11 protein-coding genes are annotated in these 14,433 nt (G+C 68.3%); 9 read left to right on the top strand and 2 right to left on the bottom strand.

Annotated features, from left to right (window positions below; genetic code table 11):
• The first annotated feature begins 27 nt into the window (after positions 1–27).
• The 7 genes from JZ792_RS27315 (at position 28) to JZ792_RS27285 (ending at position 8,769) form a co-directional block, all read left to right on the top strand.
• Positions 28–1,824: an acyl-CoA dehydrogenase gene (locus JZ792_RS27315; RefSeq protein ID WP_216914786.1), complete on the top strand. Its 1,797-nt coding sequence runs from the start codon at positions 28–30 to the stop codon at positions 1,822–1,824.
• Between the two features lie 230 nt (positions 1,825–2,054).
• Complete coding sequence (locus JZ792_RS27310; RefSeq protein ID WP_254190425.1) at positions 2,055–2,810, top strand: GntR family transcriptional regulator; 756 nt, start codon at positions 2,055–2,057, stop codon at positions 2,808–2,810.
• Positions 2,810–3,037 (top strand): 4Fe-4S dicluster domain-containing protein, encoded by a 228-nt coding sequence (locus JZ792_RS27305; RefSeq protein ID WP_216914782.1) that lies wholly within the window; start codon positions 2,810–2,812, stop codon positions 3,035–3,037. Before JZ792_RS27310 ends, JZ792_RS27305 begins: the two co-directional genes overlap by 1 nt.
• Before the next feature lie 17 nt (positions 3,038–3,054).
• Positions 3,055–4,491, top strand: a complete 1,437-nt coding sequence (locus tag JZ792_RS27300; protein ID WP_216914780.1) for an ABC transporter substrate-binding protein — start codon at positions 3,055–3,057, stop codon at positions 4,489–4,491.
• Positions 4,488–5,339, top strand: coding sequence for an ABC transporter permease (locus tag JZ792_RS27295; protein ID WP_109524231.1), 852 nt, complete (start codon positions 4,488–4,490; stop codon positions 5,337–5,339). The genes JZ792_RS27300 and JZ792_RS27295 overlap by 4 nt, the downstream gene beginning before the upstream one ends.
• Positions 5,336–6,085, top strand: a complete 750-nt coding sequence (locus JZ792_RS27290; protein WP_216914778.1) for an ABC transporter ATP-binding protein — start codon at positions 5,336–5,338, stop codon at positions 6,083–6,085. Before JZ792_RS27295 ends, JZ792_RS27290 begins: the two co-directional genes overlap by 4 nt.
• Positions 6,082–8,769, top strand: a complete 2,688-nt coding sequence (locus JZ792_RS27285; RefSeq protein ID WP_216914776.1) for a fumarate reductase/succinate dehydrogenase flavoprotein subunit — start codon at positions 6,082–6,084, stop codon at positions 8,767–8,769. The genes JZ792_RS27290 and JZ792_RS27285 overlap by 4 nt, the downstream gene beginning before the upstream one ends.
• 80 nt (positions 8,770–8,849) lie before the next feature.
• Here the strand turns inward: JZ792_RS27285 and JZ792_RS27280 are convergent, their stop codons facing one another.
• Positions 8,850–9,596, bottom strand: coding sequence for an SDR family NAD(P)-dependent oxidoreductase (locus JZ792_RS27280; RefSeq protein WP_216914775.1), 747 nt, complete (start codon positions 9,594–9,596; stop codon positions 8,850–8,852).
• 165 nt (positions 9,597–9,761) lie between these two features.
• On the opposite strand from JZ792_RS27280, the gene JZ792_RS27275 reads away from it, so the two are divergent.
• Entirely contained in the window at positions 9,762–10,271 is a 510-nt protein-coding gene (locus JZ792_RS27275) for a nucleotidyltransferase domain-containing protein (RefSeq protein ID WP_216914773.1), read from the top strand.
• A gap of 10 nt (positions 10,272–10,281) precedes the next feature.
• Here JZ792_RS27275 and JZ792_RS27270 read toward each other — a convergent pair whose 3' ends face one another.
• Positions 10,282–13,110 (bottom strand): helix-turn-helix transcriptional regulator, encoded by a 2,829-nt coding sequence (locus JZ792_RS27270; RefSeq protein ID WP_216914771.1) that lies wholly within the window; start codon positions 13,108–13,110, stop codon positions 10,282–10,284.
• Between the two features lie 137 nt (positions 13,111–13,247).
• On the opposite strand from JZ792_RS27270, the gene JZ792_RS27265 reads away from it, so the two are divergent.
• On the top strand, positions 13,248–14,396 hold the full coding sequence (locus tag JZ792_RS27265; protein WP_216914769.1) for an epoxide hydrolase family protein: 1,149 nt from the start codon (positions 13,248–13,250) through the stop codon (positions 14,394–14,396).
• The last annotated feature ends 37 nt before the right edge of the window (positions 14,397–14,433 follow it).

Raw genomic sequence — 14,433 nt, 5'->3', positions numbered from 1 at the left:
TCGGACTATCGCGAGAGGATGTACCCCGTGCGCTCGACGTTGATCTCCCGACGGGATCTGGACTTTCTGCTCTACGAATGGCTGCGGGTCGAGGAACTGACCTCCCTGCCGCGGTTCGAGGAGCATTCCCGGGAGACCTTCGACGGCTTCCTGGATCTCTGCGAGGATCTGGCGACGCGCCATTTCGCCCCGCACAACAAACGCAACGACAGCAACGAGCCGACCTTCGACGGCGAGCGGGTCACCATCATCCCCGAGGTGAAAGCCGCGATCGAGGCGTTCACCAAGGCGAATCTGCTCGGCGCGGGAATGGACGAGGAGATCGGCGGGCTGCAATTGCCCTCGGCCGTCGAGGCCGCCGGTTTCAGCTGGTTCCAGGCCGCGAACGTCGGCACGGCCGCGTACCTGTTCCTGACCGTCGGCAATGCCAATCTCCTCGCCGAGCACGGCACCGCCGAACAGATCGACCGGTTCGTCCGGCCGATGGTCGAGGGGCGTTTCACCGGGACCATGTGCCTGTCCGAACCACAGGCGGGTTCCTCGCTCGCCGACATCGTCACCCGCGCCGAGCCGCAGTCCGACGGCACATATCGGCTGACCGGCTCCAAGATGTGGATATCGGGCGGCGACCACGAGTTGACCGAGAACATCGTGCACCTGGTGCTGGCCAAGATCCCCGGCGGGCCCGCCGGGGTCAAGGGCATCTCGCTGTTCGTCGTTCCCAAATTCCTCGTCGACGCGGACGGTTCCCTCGGGGCGCGCAACGATGTGGTGCTGGCGGGGCTGAACCACAAGATGGGGTATCGCGGGACCACCAATACGGTCCTGAACTTCGGTGAGGGCGCCTTCACGCCGGACGGCGCGGCGGGGGCGGTCGGCTATCTGGTCGGCGAACCGCATCGCGGCCTTTCCTACATGTTCCACATGATGAACGAGGCGCGCCTCGGCGTCGGGCTCGGCGCGACGGCGCTCGGCTACACCGGCTACCTGAAATCGCTCGACTACGCGCGCGAACGTCGTCAGGGCCGTGCGGCCAACGCTAAAGATCCTGCGACGCAACAGATCCCGATCATCGAGCACGCCGACGTGCGGTGCATGCTGCTGGCCCAGAAATCCTATGTCGAGGGCGCGCTCGGCCTGCTGCTGTACTGCAACCGGCTCGTCGATCTGCGGCGCACCGAGACCGACGCCGAGGTGGCGCGCGAACACACGCTGTTGCTCGAGATCCTCACCGGTGTCGCCAAGAGCTGGCCGTCGCAGTGGTGTCTGGAGGCCAACAATCTGGCCATCCAGGTGCACGGCGGCTACGGCTACACCCGCGAATACGATGTCGAACAGCACTATCGCGACAATCGCCTCAATCCGATCCACGAGGGCACCCACGGCGTCCAGGGCATGGATCTGCTCGGACGCAAGGTCGTCCAGTACGACGGCGCGAGTCTCGGGGTGCTCTCGGCCCGGATCGCCGACACCGTGGTCGCGGCGACCGGGCAGGGCGGCGACGCGGCCGAATTCGGCGCGGAACTCGCCGCCGTCTGGCAGCGGCTGGTGGCCGTGACCGGCGCGATGTTCGGCGCGGGCGATCCGGCCGCCGCGATGGCCAATTCGAGTGTGTACCTCGAGGCGTTCGGGCATATCGTGCTCGCCTGGATCTGGCTCGAGCAGTCGCTCGCCGCGCAGAGCGGAGACGGCGATTTCTACGACGGCAAGCGTGCCGCGACCAGGTATTTCTACCGCTACGAACTGCCGAGGACGGCACCGCAGCTCGACCTGCTCGAATCGCTGGATCGCACCACCCTGGAGATGCGCGACAGCTGGTTCTGACCGCGTCCCCGCGCATCGGCGGCGAATTGGAATCGACGTGATCCTAAGTCGCCGCCGGTGACGGGGGTGGCGTTAATGCCGTTCACCCATTCATTCCCGCAGGTAGAGCCCGCCACCTACCGGCGCAATAACATCCCCTGAATCGGCAGGGGTCCGCCGTGGCCCAGCGGGGTCGTCCCGTCCCGCTATCGTCGCTATCCATGCAGGTCAGCGACCGACAAGGGGATGAGATGGCGGCGGAACCAGCGCCCGTACGGCACTTGCGCGCCGATCAGGCGCGCCGTGTCGCCGACGTTCTGCGTCATCAGATCCACGCGGGCGCCTTCGACGAGGTGCTGCCCGGCGAACAGGAACTCGCCGCCGAGTACTCGGCCTCGCGCAACACCGTGCGCGAGGCGCTGGCCCTGCTCAAGGACGAAGGTCTCATCGACCGGGTGCCCAAGGTCGGCACCAGGGTCGCGCAGCGCAAATACGATCACGGCCTCGACGCGCTGCTCGGTCTACAGGAGACCCTCAAGGGGCACGGCACCGTGCGCAACGAGGTCCGCGCCGCCATGCACGTCACCGCACCGCCCGCCGTGGCGCGGCGACTCGGCGTCGCGCCGGGGGAGCGGGTCGTCTACTTGGAACGACTGCGCTACCTCGCCGATCTCCCGCTGAGTCTGGACCTGACCTACCTCGTGCCCGATATCGGCACCGAGGTGCTCGGCCACGATCTGGAGACCACCGACATCTTCGTGCTCCTCGAACAGATCAGCGGGCAGTCGCTCGGTTCGGCCGATCTGGCGCTCGAGGCCGTCTCCGCCGACCCGCACACCGCCTCGACGCTGGAGATCCCCGACAGCGCACCACTGCTCATGCTCGAGCGACTCACCCGACTCGACGACGGCAGGCCCGTCGATCTGGAGTACATCCGCATGCGCGGCGACCGAATCACCATGCGCGGCAGTCTCACCCGCAGCACACCGGAATGGAAGGTCATCTGATGGCACTGGCGAATCAGCGCGGCGATATCCCCGTCACCATCGACGAATCGCTGTGCATCCAGGGATGCACGCTGTGTGTCGAGATCTGCCCACTCGACTCCCTGGCGATCAACCCCGACAACGGCAAGGCCTTCATGCACGTGGACGAGTGCTGGTACTGCGGTCCGTGCGCCGCTCGCTGTCCCACGGGCGCGGTCACCGTCAATATGCCCTATCTGCTCCGTTGAAAGATTCTGGAAAATCGATGAAACGCCTTGCGCCCCTTGCTCTCGCAGCAGTCCTCACCGCCGCGCTCGCCGCGACCGGTTGTTCGCTGGACAGTTCCGGTGACACCCCGGCCGGCACCGTCGAAGTCGTGGTCGGCTACCAATCGAAGACCATCAACACCGTCACCGCGGGAACCCTGCTGCGCGCGCAGGGTTATCTGGAGCAGCGGCTACAGAAGATCACCGAACGCGGCGGCGCGAAATATCAGGTGGAGTGGCAGGACTACGACACCGGAGCGCCCATCACCGCGCAGATGGTGGCGGAGAAGATCGATATCGGCTCGATGGGCGATTACCCGCTGCTGATCAACGGCTCCAGGACCCAGGCCAACGAACGCTCGAAGACGGCCCTGGTCTCGGTGACCGGATACAACCCCAAGGGCGCGCTGAATATGGTTGTGGTGCCGACGGATTCGGCGGCCACCAGCCTGAACGAATTATCCGGCCAGAAGGTCTCGGCCAGTGTCGGCTCGGCCGGTCACGGCACCCTGGTGCAGGCGCTGTCGCGGGCGGGCATCGATCCGGCCAAGGGCGTGGAAGTGCTCAACCAGCAGCCGCAGGTCGGCGCGACGGCACTGGAATCGCACCAGGTCGGCGCGCTGTCGCAATTCGTGGCGTGGCCGGGTCTGCTGGTATTCCAGAACAAGGCGAAACTGCTCTACGACGGCGCGGAACTGAATGTGCCGACCTTCCACGGCGTGGTCGCCCGCCGCGCCTACACCGCCGAGCATCCCGAGGTGCTGGAGGCGTTCCTCGCCGCACAGCTCGACGCCACGAAATTCCTCAACGACAAACCTTTCGAGGCCGCGAAGATCGTCGCCGACGGATCGGGCCTGCCCCAGGAGGTCGTCTACCTGTACAACGGGCCGGGCGGCACCTCCTTCGACGTCACGGTGAAACCGAGTCTGATCGACGCGCTCGAAGGTGATGTGCCGTACCTGAAGTCGATCGGTGACTTCGCCGACCTGAACATCGACGGATTCGTCGACGAGACGGCGCTGCGCACCGTCTACGGCGCACAGGGGTACGGCGACTACGACCAGGCCAAGGCCTCCACCGTCAATCCGAGCCGGGTGACCGGCACCGACCGCGTCTGCGGCCGCGCCGTCGACGGCGCGCCCACCGCGGGCGAACTGTGGCTCGAAGGCGCCGACCGGCCCGAGCCCGCGGCCGACGCCACCTGCCTGCTGCGCGCCGTCGCCGCCGCGAAGGCGAAGGGCACCGTCATCCGCGCCGCCTACATCCCCGACGCCGAACTCGGCACCCGCTGGTTCGCGGACAAGGCGAGCTGGCTGCGCGAGGGGCAGACCTACCTGCCCTTCACCACACCCGCCGCCGCCCAGCGCTACCGCCAGGCCCATCCCGCCGCCGTGGTCGTGTCCTACGACCAGGCCGTGACGGAAGTCCGTGGATGAGCACCGCGGCTGTGGCGGGCCCTACGGCCGATCGGACCGGCGAAACCGTCAAGGGTTCCCGTGGTCGCCGCGTCTCCGGCTGGCGTACCAGGGTGATCCAGATCCTGTCGGTGGCGACGGCGGTCGGGCTGTGGCAGCTGCTGACCGCGAACAATGTGCGAGCGTGGCTGCGCTTCGACACACTGCCCACCGTCACCGAGATCGTCGCCGAATTCGGTGAGCAGTTCGGCCGCGACGAGTACTACCTCGATATCGGTCAGTCGCTGATCCGCATCCTGACCGGATTCGGTCTGGCGGCGGTGGTCGGCGTGCTCGCCGGTATCGGTCTCGGACGTTCGGATCTGCTCGCCGCGGTGTTCGGACCGCTCACCGAACTGGTCCGCCCGATTCCGGCCATCGCGCTGGTGCCGGTCGCGATCCTGCTGTTCCCCAGCGATGAGTCCGGCATCGTCTTCATCACCTTCACCGCCTCGCTGTTCCCGGTGCTGGTGAGCACCAGGCACGCGGTGCGCGCGCTGCCGACGATCTGGGAGGACGCGTTGCGCACACTCGGCGCCTCGCGCACCGATGTGCTCGTGCGCGTGGTGTTCCCGGGGATCCTGCCCGGCATCTTCAGCGGGCTCTCGGTCGGCATCGGCGTCGGCTGGATCTGCCTCATCTCCGCGGAGATGATCTCGGGACGACTCGGCGTCGGCTACCGCACCTGGCAGGCGTACACGATCGTCGACTACCCGGCGGTCTTCGTCGGCATGATCACCATCGGCATCCTCGGGTTCGGAACCTCGGCCCTGGTCGAATACACCGGCCGCCGCGTGACCCGCTGGCTGCCGGGAGAGGTATCGCGATGACAACGACCACCGCACAGACCTCGGCCCCGGTGCATACCGGAATGAGCCTGAGCCTCGACGATATTCGCATCTCCTACGGTGGCGAGCCGGTGATCGACGGTCTGAACCTGACCATCGCCCCGGGCGAGATCCTCGTCCTCGTCGGCAAATCCGGCTGCGGCAAATCCACGCTGCTGCGCGCCATCGCCGGTCTGCGTCCGACCCAGGCCGGGCGGATCGGGGCCGACGGCGCGACGGTCACCGGACCCTCCGCCGACCGGGCGTTGGTCTTCCAGGACGACGCGTTGCTCCCGTGGCGCACGGCCCGCCAGAACATCGAGCTGGCACTGCAATTGCGCGGTGTCGCCCGGTCGGTGCGCAGACAGACCGCCCGGCACTGGGTGGAGGAGATCGGTCTCACCGATTACGCCGACTACCTGCCGCGCGACCTGTCCGGCGGGATGCGTCAGCGTGTCCAGTTGGCGCGCAGTCTCGCGGGCTCACCGCGCGCGGTGCTGATGGACGAACCGTTCGGCGCCCTCGACACCCAGACCAGAGCCACCATGCAGCGCCTGCTGATCGACACCTGGCGCGCCCACCCCACCACGATCGTCTTCGTCACCCACGATCTCGACGAGGCCCTGCTGTTGGGCGACCGGATCGCGGTACTCGGCGGCGGCGCGCTGCGCGCCCTCGTCGACGTCCCCGAACCGCGTACCCCGCTGGATCGCCGGTCGGTGAAGGCCGAACTACTGGAGAAGTTGTGAACATTCCGGAACTCGACGACCGGACCCGGCTCGATTGCGACGTGCTGGTCATCGGCGGCGGCACCGCGGGCACCATGGCGGCGCTGACCGCCGCCGAACAGGGCGCGAACGTGCTGCTGCTGGAGAAGGCGCACGTCCGCCATTCCGGCGCGCTGGCGATGGGGATGGACGGTGTCAACAACGCTGTCATCCCGGGCAAGGCCGAACCCGAGGACTACGTCGCCGAGATCACCCGGGCCAACGACGGAATCGTCAACCAGCGCACCGTGTATCAGACCGCCACCCGTGGCTTCGCCATGGTGCAGCGGCTGGAGAAGTACGGGGTGAAATTCGAGAAGGACGAATACGGCGAGTACGCGGTGCGGCGTGTGCACCGCTCCGGTTCCTACGTCCTGCCCATGCCCGAGGGCAAGGATGTGAAGAAGGCGCTGTATCGCGTGCTGCGGCAACGCAAGATGCGCGAGAAGATCCAGATCGAGAACCGGCTGATGCCGGTGCGGGTGCTCACCGACGGCGGGCGCGCGGTCGGCGCGGCGGCATTGAACACGCGCACCGGCGAATTCGTCGCTGTCGGCGCGAAAGCGGTGATCCTGGCGACCGGTCCGTGCGGGAGACTGGGACTGCCCGCGTCGGGCTACCTGTACGGCACCTACGAGAACCCCACCAATGCCGGTGACGGCTATTCGATGGCCTATCACGCAGGCGCCGAGCTCAGCGGTATCGAATGCTTCCAGATCAACCCGCTCATCAAGGATTACAACGGGCCCGCCTGCGCGTACGTCGCCAATCCCTTCGGGGGTTACCAGGTCAACGCGCACGGTGAACGTTTCGTCGATTCCGACTACTGGTCCGGCCAGATGATGGCCGAGGTCAAGGAGGAGATCGAATCCGCGCGGGGCCCCATCTACCTCAAGGTGTCGCACCTGCCCGACGAGACGCTCAGCACGCTCGAGGGCATCCTGCACACCACCGAGCGTCCCACTCGCGGCACCTTCCACAGCAACCGCGGCCACGACTATCGCACCCACGACATCGAGATGCACATCTCCGAGATCGGTTTGTGCAGTGGACATTCCGCCTCCGGTGTGTGGGTGGACGAAAACGCGCGCACCACCGTACCCGGTCTCTACGCCGCCGGTGATCTCGCCTGCGTGCCGCACAACTACATGATCGGCGCGTTCGTCTACGGCGATCTGGCCGGCGCACACGCCGCGGGCACCCTCGCCGAGGTCGACGCTCCGACCGAACTCCCCGAAGACCAGCTCGCGGCGGCGCACGAACTCGTCTACCACCCGCTGCGCAACCCGGACGGTCCGCCGCAGCCACAGGTCGAATACAAATTGCGCCGTTTCGTCAACGACTACGTCGCCCCGCCCAAGACCGCCGCCAAACTGTCGATCGCGGTGGAGACCTTCGAGCGGATGCGCGGCGATATCGCGGACATGGGCGCGCGCACCCCGCACGAGCTGATGCGCGCGGTGGAGGTGTCGTTCATCCGCGACTGCGCCGAAATGGCCTCGCGCAGTTCGCTCACCCGCACCGAATCCCGTTGGGGGCTCTACCACGAACGGGCCGACCTGCCCGAACGCGACGACGTGGCATGGCGCTATCACCTGAATCTGCGCAAGACCGGCTCCGGTGAGATGGAATTCCTCAAACGTCCGGTCGCGCCCTACATCGTCGCGGTGCCCGGACTGGACGATCTGCCGTCGGCGGACGAATCCGTGGTGATCGTCGCCCAGCCGGAACTGGTCGGTGGACGCGCGCCCCAGGACGTCGCCGCCGCGGTGCCCGAGCGGGTGTCGCCCGCTCCGCCGTCACCGCGCATCGTCACCCTGCTCGCCCTGGATTCCCCGACGGTGGAAGACCTTTCGAGTTATCTGAGCGATCCCGATCCGGTGGTTCGCGTGGCCGCGCTCTCGGTCCTCACCGAACACACCCCGGAGCGGTTCACCGACGAACTGGTGCGCGCGCTCGACGACGAGGCGTCCTCGGTGCGCCGCGCCGCGACCGAGAGCCTGCGCGAACTGGTCGAGGTTCTGCCCTCGGCCGACGGATTGGCGCAGCGGCTGCGGTCACCGGATCCGCTGGTCCGCGCGACCGTCATCGACCTGCTGCGGGCATTGCACGCGGGTTCGGCCGCCCAGTTCACCGCGGGTCTGACCGATCCCGATCACCGGGTTCGCATCGAGGCCGTGCGGGCCTCGGTCTCACTGGATGACTGGCGCGGCGTCGCGTCCGCCGTCGGCGACGAGAACCGTGAGGTGCGCATCGCCGTCGCGCACGGTCTGGCCGCCATCGGCGCGGGCGGGGTCGACGCCGTGCGCGTCCTGGCCGCCGACGCCGACCCCTTGGTGCGGGCCGCCGCCTACGCGGCCTTCGCCCAACTCGGCGCCACCACCGAGGACGTCTCGGAACTCGGTGTGGCCCTCGGCAGTTCGGCCTGGCAGGTCCGCGTCGGCGCGGCCAAGGGCCTGTCCGGCGCCGCCGTCGACGCGGCCGTCCCCCCGCTGACGACGGCACTGCTGGACCCGCACCTGGACGTACGCAAGGCCGCCGTCCTCGCCCTGGCCACCTATGGCGACGACAACGCGGCCATGGACGCCCTGAGGACGGCGGTCGACGACGGCGACGCCGACGTGCGTGCCTACGCGCGCCGAGCGCTCAGTCACGCGGCGGTGTAGTCGGGCAAGCGGGTGCGGTGCGCGTGGGCATGGCATGAGGGGATGCCCACGCGGGGCGTGACAGGGCACCGCACCGGTTGCTAGACAGCGGTGCGGCCACCATCGGCGGGCAGTATCGCACCGTGGATGAAACCGGCGGCGTCGCTCACCAGAAAGCCTATGGTCTCGGCGATTTCGGTCGGGTGGGCGACCCGACGCGCGGGTGCCTGCGCGGCCAGCGCTTCGAGTCGTTCGCTGCCGTATTGCGCCGTGGTTCCCTCGGTGAGGGTCGGGCCGGGGGCGACGGCGTTGACCCGCACGCCGTGCGGGCCGAATTCCGCCGCCCAGGATTTGGTGAGCAGTTCGAGCGCGGCCTTGCTGGACGCGTAGACCGCCGAGCCCCGGCTGCCGAATCCGGCGACCATGGTGCTGACATTGACGATCACGCCGTATCCGCGCTCTGCCATCGCCGGGGCGATCGCGCCGACCAGGAAGAACGGCACCTTCACATTGACCGCGTAGCAGGCGTCGAAATCGGATTCGGCGATCGCGGCGGTGGGCCCGAACACCGCGATGGCGGCGTTGTTGACGAGGATGTCGATACGGCCCGCGACCCCGAGCGCTCCGTCGACCAGTGCGCGCGCACTGTCCGCGTCGCCGAGTTCGGCGCGCAGGAAATCGGCGGTGCCGCCCGCCGCGCGGATCCGCTCCACGACCGCGTTCCCCCGCTCGCCGTCGCGCCCGGTCACCAGCACGTGTGCGCCCCGCTCGGCCAGCAATATCGCAGTGGCGTGACCGATTCCGCTGGTCGCCCCGGTGACCAGCGCGACCTTTCCACTCGAAGACATCGGGTCATGGTACGACCACCGCGGATCACCGGTCGAGGTCTGCGACCCACGGCAGACGGAAAGCGGCGACCGGCCCGACACTCCCCGAATCGGGTCCTCGGTCGACTCCGGGGACGCGCGGCGATATTCGGCTCCTCTCAGGCGGCGGTGAACTAGGTTGGCGTGGTGGAAGCGGCGGACGTGCTGGAGATCTGGCGGGAGCTTCGGGCCGTGGGGGTCGAGGTCTGGATCGACGGTGGATGGTGTGTCGACGCGCTGCTGGGGCGGCAGACCAGGGAGCACGGCGATCTCGATATCGCGGTCGGCCGCGCGGACGTCGGTCGACTGTGCAGGGTTCTCGCCGCGCTCGGTTACGCGACCGAGGACGGCGAGGGCTCGACGGAGTGGAATTTCGTGATGAAGCGGGATTCCGGCGCGTCGGTCGATATCCACGTCTTCGAGTTCGACCAGGACGGTGATCACGTGTACGGGATCGCCTACCCGAGCGACTCGTTCACCGGCGTGGGTGCGATCGAGGGCGAACGGGTGCACTGCATGACCCCGGAGCGGATGTTCCAGTTAAAGACCGCCTACCCGCCCGCGGCGAAGGATCTGCTCGATGTCCGGGCGTTGAGTGCACGGTTCGGATTCGACCCACCGGCCGACTACCGCCCGAGCGACGGTGAAAAGGGCTGAGCGTCCCGAGTCATCGGCCCGGGTCGGTGATCAGATGATGCCGACGGGCGAAGGCCGCGGCTTCGGTGCGGGTCGCCACACCGAGTTTGGCCAGGATGCGGGAGACGTGCACCCCGACGGTGTTGGTGCTGATGAAGAGTCGCGCGGCGAGTTGGCGGTTGCTCGAACCATCGGCCACCAGTCGGAGCACCTCGAGCTCACGGGGGGTGAGACCGTAGGTATCCGATTTCGGTGTGACGCCGGATCGGTCAGGTGGGGTGTCGAGGGCCAGACCGGCGCGGTCGGCGGTGTCGCGGATCCGCTCGGCCAGCGGTGTGGCGCCGAGTTCGGCGGTGAGTTGGGCGGCCGAGCGCAGTGCCGATCGGGCCGCCGCGCGATCGCCCGACCGCAATTCCGCCGCGGCGCAACCGAATAGCGTGTGTGCTTGCTCGTAGGGCTGGGGGATGACTCGCCACGCGTCGACCGCGGCACGCCAATCGCCTACCTCGGCGGACATGGTCGCGGTGTAGACCGCACGGTGCGCCGACGATATCGGAGACGTGCACGGCAATGTCTTCGCCGATTCCGCGAGATCCGGTAGGTGGTCCGATATTCGGGCGGCGAGGACGAGGAGCGGCCAGGTTTCGTTCGGGTGCCGGTCCGGTGCGCCCTCGGCGAGGGCTTGCCGCACGTGGACCGCCGCGATCACCGGATCATGCTGTGCCAGCGCCGAACCCGCCAGTACCGCGCCGAGTTCGACGCGATACTGCCCCACCCGGGTACCCGGTCCGAGGTGGGTCCGGGCACGTTCCGCGTCGAGCGCCGCTTCCGCGTAATCTCCTCGGGCGACGGCGATTCGAGCCTGACACAGGTGCAGCGCGGCCGTGCTCAGCGGCGGCAGGGGTTCCGCGAGGGTTTCGCGGATCAGTTGCGTCGCCTCCGGCCACCGCCCGAGCGCGGTGAGCACCTGCGCCCATTTCACCAACAGGATCGGTCCGCGTTCGGCGAATCGGAAGGTGTCATGCGCGATTCGCAGACCGTCCTGGATCGTGTCGATCGCGGCGTGGTAGTCGCCGTCGGCCACCTGCGCGGCGACCTCCCAGGTGATCACGGTGAGTAGGGTCCCCGGCTCGCCCGCCGTGGCCGCCAGCTCGTGCGCGCGAGCGAAATGCTTTCGCGTAGTAGCGGAATCGGGTGCGGTGAGCGCGAGATAGGAATGCGCCTCGGCGGCCACGGTGGTCGCCCCGAGCCGGTCGGCGACGGCGAGAGCCTGCTCGGCGTGGTGACGGGCCGACACGGGGTCACCCGAGAAGGACATGACCGCGGCGAGTTCGGTGAGTACCTCGCCGCGCAACGCCGTGGGCGACGACTCGGGCAGCAGGGCGAGGGCCTGGACGAGATCGTCGTATCCGCCGGTGCCGCCCTGATTTCTCAGGTGGGCCCGCTGATAGCGCAGGCGCGCGACCCGCTCGGGCTGTGACTCGTCGATGGCCGCGAGCGCTCGATCGGCCGCCTCGATGCCGCGGCGCACGTCGGCACTGCGAAAACAGGCGTCGACCATCTCCTCGAGTACCGCGACCCGGTCGACGGCCGCTCCGCCCGATGCCGGTGCATCCCACAGCGCGACGACGCGTTCCAGATGCCGTAGCCGTTCGGGTTGGGCGTCGGCTCGGCACGCGATCCGCGCGGCGGCGAGCGAGGCCGTCAGCGCCACCGCGACGTCTCCGGCGGCGAACGCGTGATGCGCCAGATCCGCGTACAGGCGTTCCCTCGGCACCAGGTCCGGGCAGTCGCGCAGCAAGCGGGCCAGTTCGGCGTGCAGGCGGGTTCGTTCGATCGGCAGCAGATCGTCGTAGACGGCCTCCCGGATCAGCACGTGCCGGAACGCGTAGCCGGTCTCGGCCGCGACGAGCAGATGCCGATCGACGAGTTCGCGCAACGCGACGCGGAGCCGAGGTGCGGGCAGTCCGGCCGCGGCTTCCAGCAGGTCGTGTTCGGTCGGTGATCCGGCGACGGCGGTCACCCGCAGCACCGTCAGCGCGTCGGCGTCGAGTCCGGCGTGCGCCGACAGCAGCAGTTCGGACAACTCGGCGGGAGTCCGGCCGGATGATCGGCTCAACGCCTCGACGAACAGTGGATTGCCGCCGCTGTGGGTGAACACCCGCCCGATCGCCTCCGGCTCCGGTTCCCGTTCGAGCAGCGCGGCCAACTGCCTGCCGACCTCGTAGCGGGTCAGGGGTGGCGGTGCGAGGAACAGGACCGATCGCAGGCGCCGCAATTCGGCGACGAGTCCGCGCAGTCCGGGCGGGCCGTTCGGCCGAAAGGTCGCCACCAGCAGGACATTCGGTTCGGCCAGGTTGGCGACGAGGAACGCGAGCAGGGTGCGGCTGGATTCGTCGGCCCAGTGCAGATCCTCCAGGATCAGCACCGCGGGGCCGCGCGATCCGAGATGTTCGAGCAGTATCAGCAATTCGCCGAACAGGCGCAGGTGATCGTCCTCGGTGTCGGGAGGGGTGGCGTCCGTGCGCAGTTCCGGGAGCCAGCGGGCGATGGCCGGGGTGGGGCCGGGCAGGAGCGCGGCCAGTTCCTCGGCACCGCGCACGCGGACCAACCGGCGCAGTATCGCGATGAACGGCGCGAAAGGCACACCGTCACTGCCGAATTCCGGGCATCGTCCGATCAGCACGGGAATCGCGGGCGCGAGGCGGGCGGTGAATTCCTCGATCAGCCGGGATTTGCCTATTCCCGCTTCGCCCGTCACCAGCACGGCTCGGACCGACGGCGCCGCCGCGGCCTCGAGCAGCGCGGCCAATTCGCCGCCGCGTCCGATGAGCGCGCTGCTGACCGGTACATTTCCCACCCGGCGATCATGCCCGCGCGCGATACCGGTGCCGCATCCCGGGGCCCCGGCGTCCTCTGCGTGACTCCGTCGGCGGCCGTCGAAATAACGAATTCTCGTGATTCGCCGACCCCCTCTTTACCTGGAGTATCGAAACCATGACAGTGAGCGCGCACAGCGTCCAGCCCTACCGCATCGACATCCCCGACAGCGATATCGCCGATCTGAAAGCGCGCTTGTCGCGCACCCGGTGGATCGACGACCTCCCCGGCACCGGCTGGGAACGCGGTGTTCCCGCGTCCTACCTGAAGGAGATCGCGGTGTACTGGGGTGAGAAATTCGATTGGCGCGCCCAGGAGTCCGCCATCGCAGCCCACCCGCAGTTCAGCACCGTCGTCGACGGTCAGTACCTGCATTTCCTGCACGTGCGGTCCTCGGCGCCGACGGCGACCCCGCTGCTGCTCCTGCACGGCTGGCCCGGCTCGGTGGCGGATTTCCTCGATCTCATCGGCCCGCTCACCGAACCCGACGCGGACGCGCAGGCGTTCCACCTGGTCATTCCCTCATTGCCGGGACACGGGTTCTCCGGCCCGCTCACCGAACCGGGCTGGAACGACGGCCGCGTCGCCGGCGCGCTGGACGAACTGATGACGCGGCTCGGCTACGACCGGTACGGGGTGCACGGCGGCGATCACGGCGCCTTCATCGCCCCGCGACTCGGTCGTCTCGCTCCGGACCGGGTGATCGGCGTGCACGTCAACGCGTTGGTCACCTTTCCGTCCGGTGATCCCGCCGATATGGCGGCGCTGACCGCCGCCGAGCGGCAACGACTCGAGGCCATGAAGAGATTCCAGGACGACGGCTCGGCGTATATGGCCCTGCAAGGATCGCGGCCGAACACCATCGCGCAATCGCTGGCCGATTCACCCGCGGGCCAGCTGGCCTGGATCGTGGAGAAATACGCGGAATGGACGGATCGCTCCCATGAGCTTCCCGAATCGGCGATCGACCTGGACCGCATACTCACCACGGTGAGCATCCACTGGTTCACCGCCACGGCCCGCAGCGTCGCCAACTTCTACTACGAGCGATTCCACGACGCCGAGATGTTCGCGCCGCGGCCGAAATCGACGGTGCCGACCGGAGTCGCGGTTTTCCGGGACGGCGATTACGCGATCCGCCGCTTCGCCGAGCGCACGCACACGGTGACGCACTGGTCGGAGTTCTACTCCGGCGGCCATTTCCCCGCACTGGAAGTCCCCGATCTGCTGCTCGACGACATCCGGGCATTCTTCGGCTCGCTCTGAGCGGTGACCGACCGGCCGCGCGAGTCGTGTCCCGCGC

Source organism: Nocardia noduli (assembly GCF_019038455.1).
In the GTDB taxonomy this organism is placed as follows: domain Bacteria; phylum Actinomycetota; class Actinomycetes; order Mycobacteriales; family Mycobacteriaceae; genus Nocardia; species Nocardia noduli.
The sequence above is the reverse complement of the archived record's forward strand: the minus strand, read 5'-3'. Positions and strand labels throughout refer to the sequence as shown.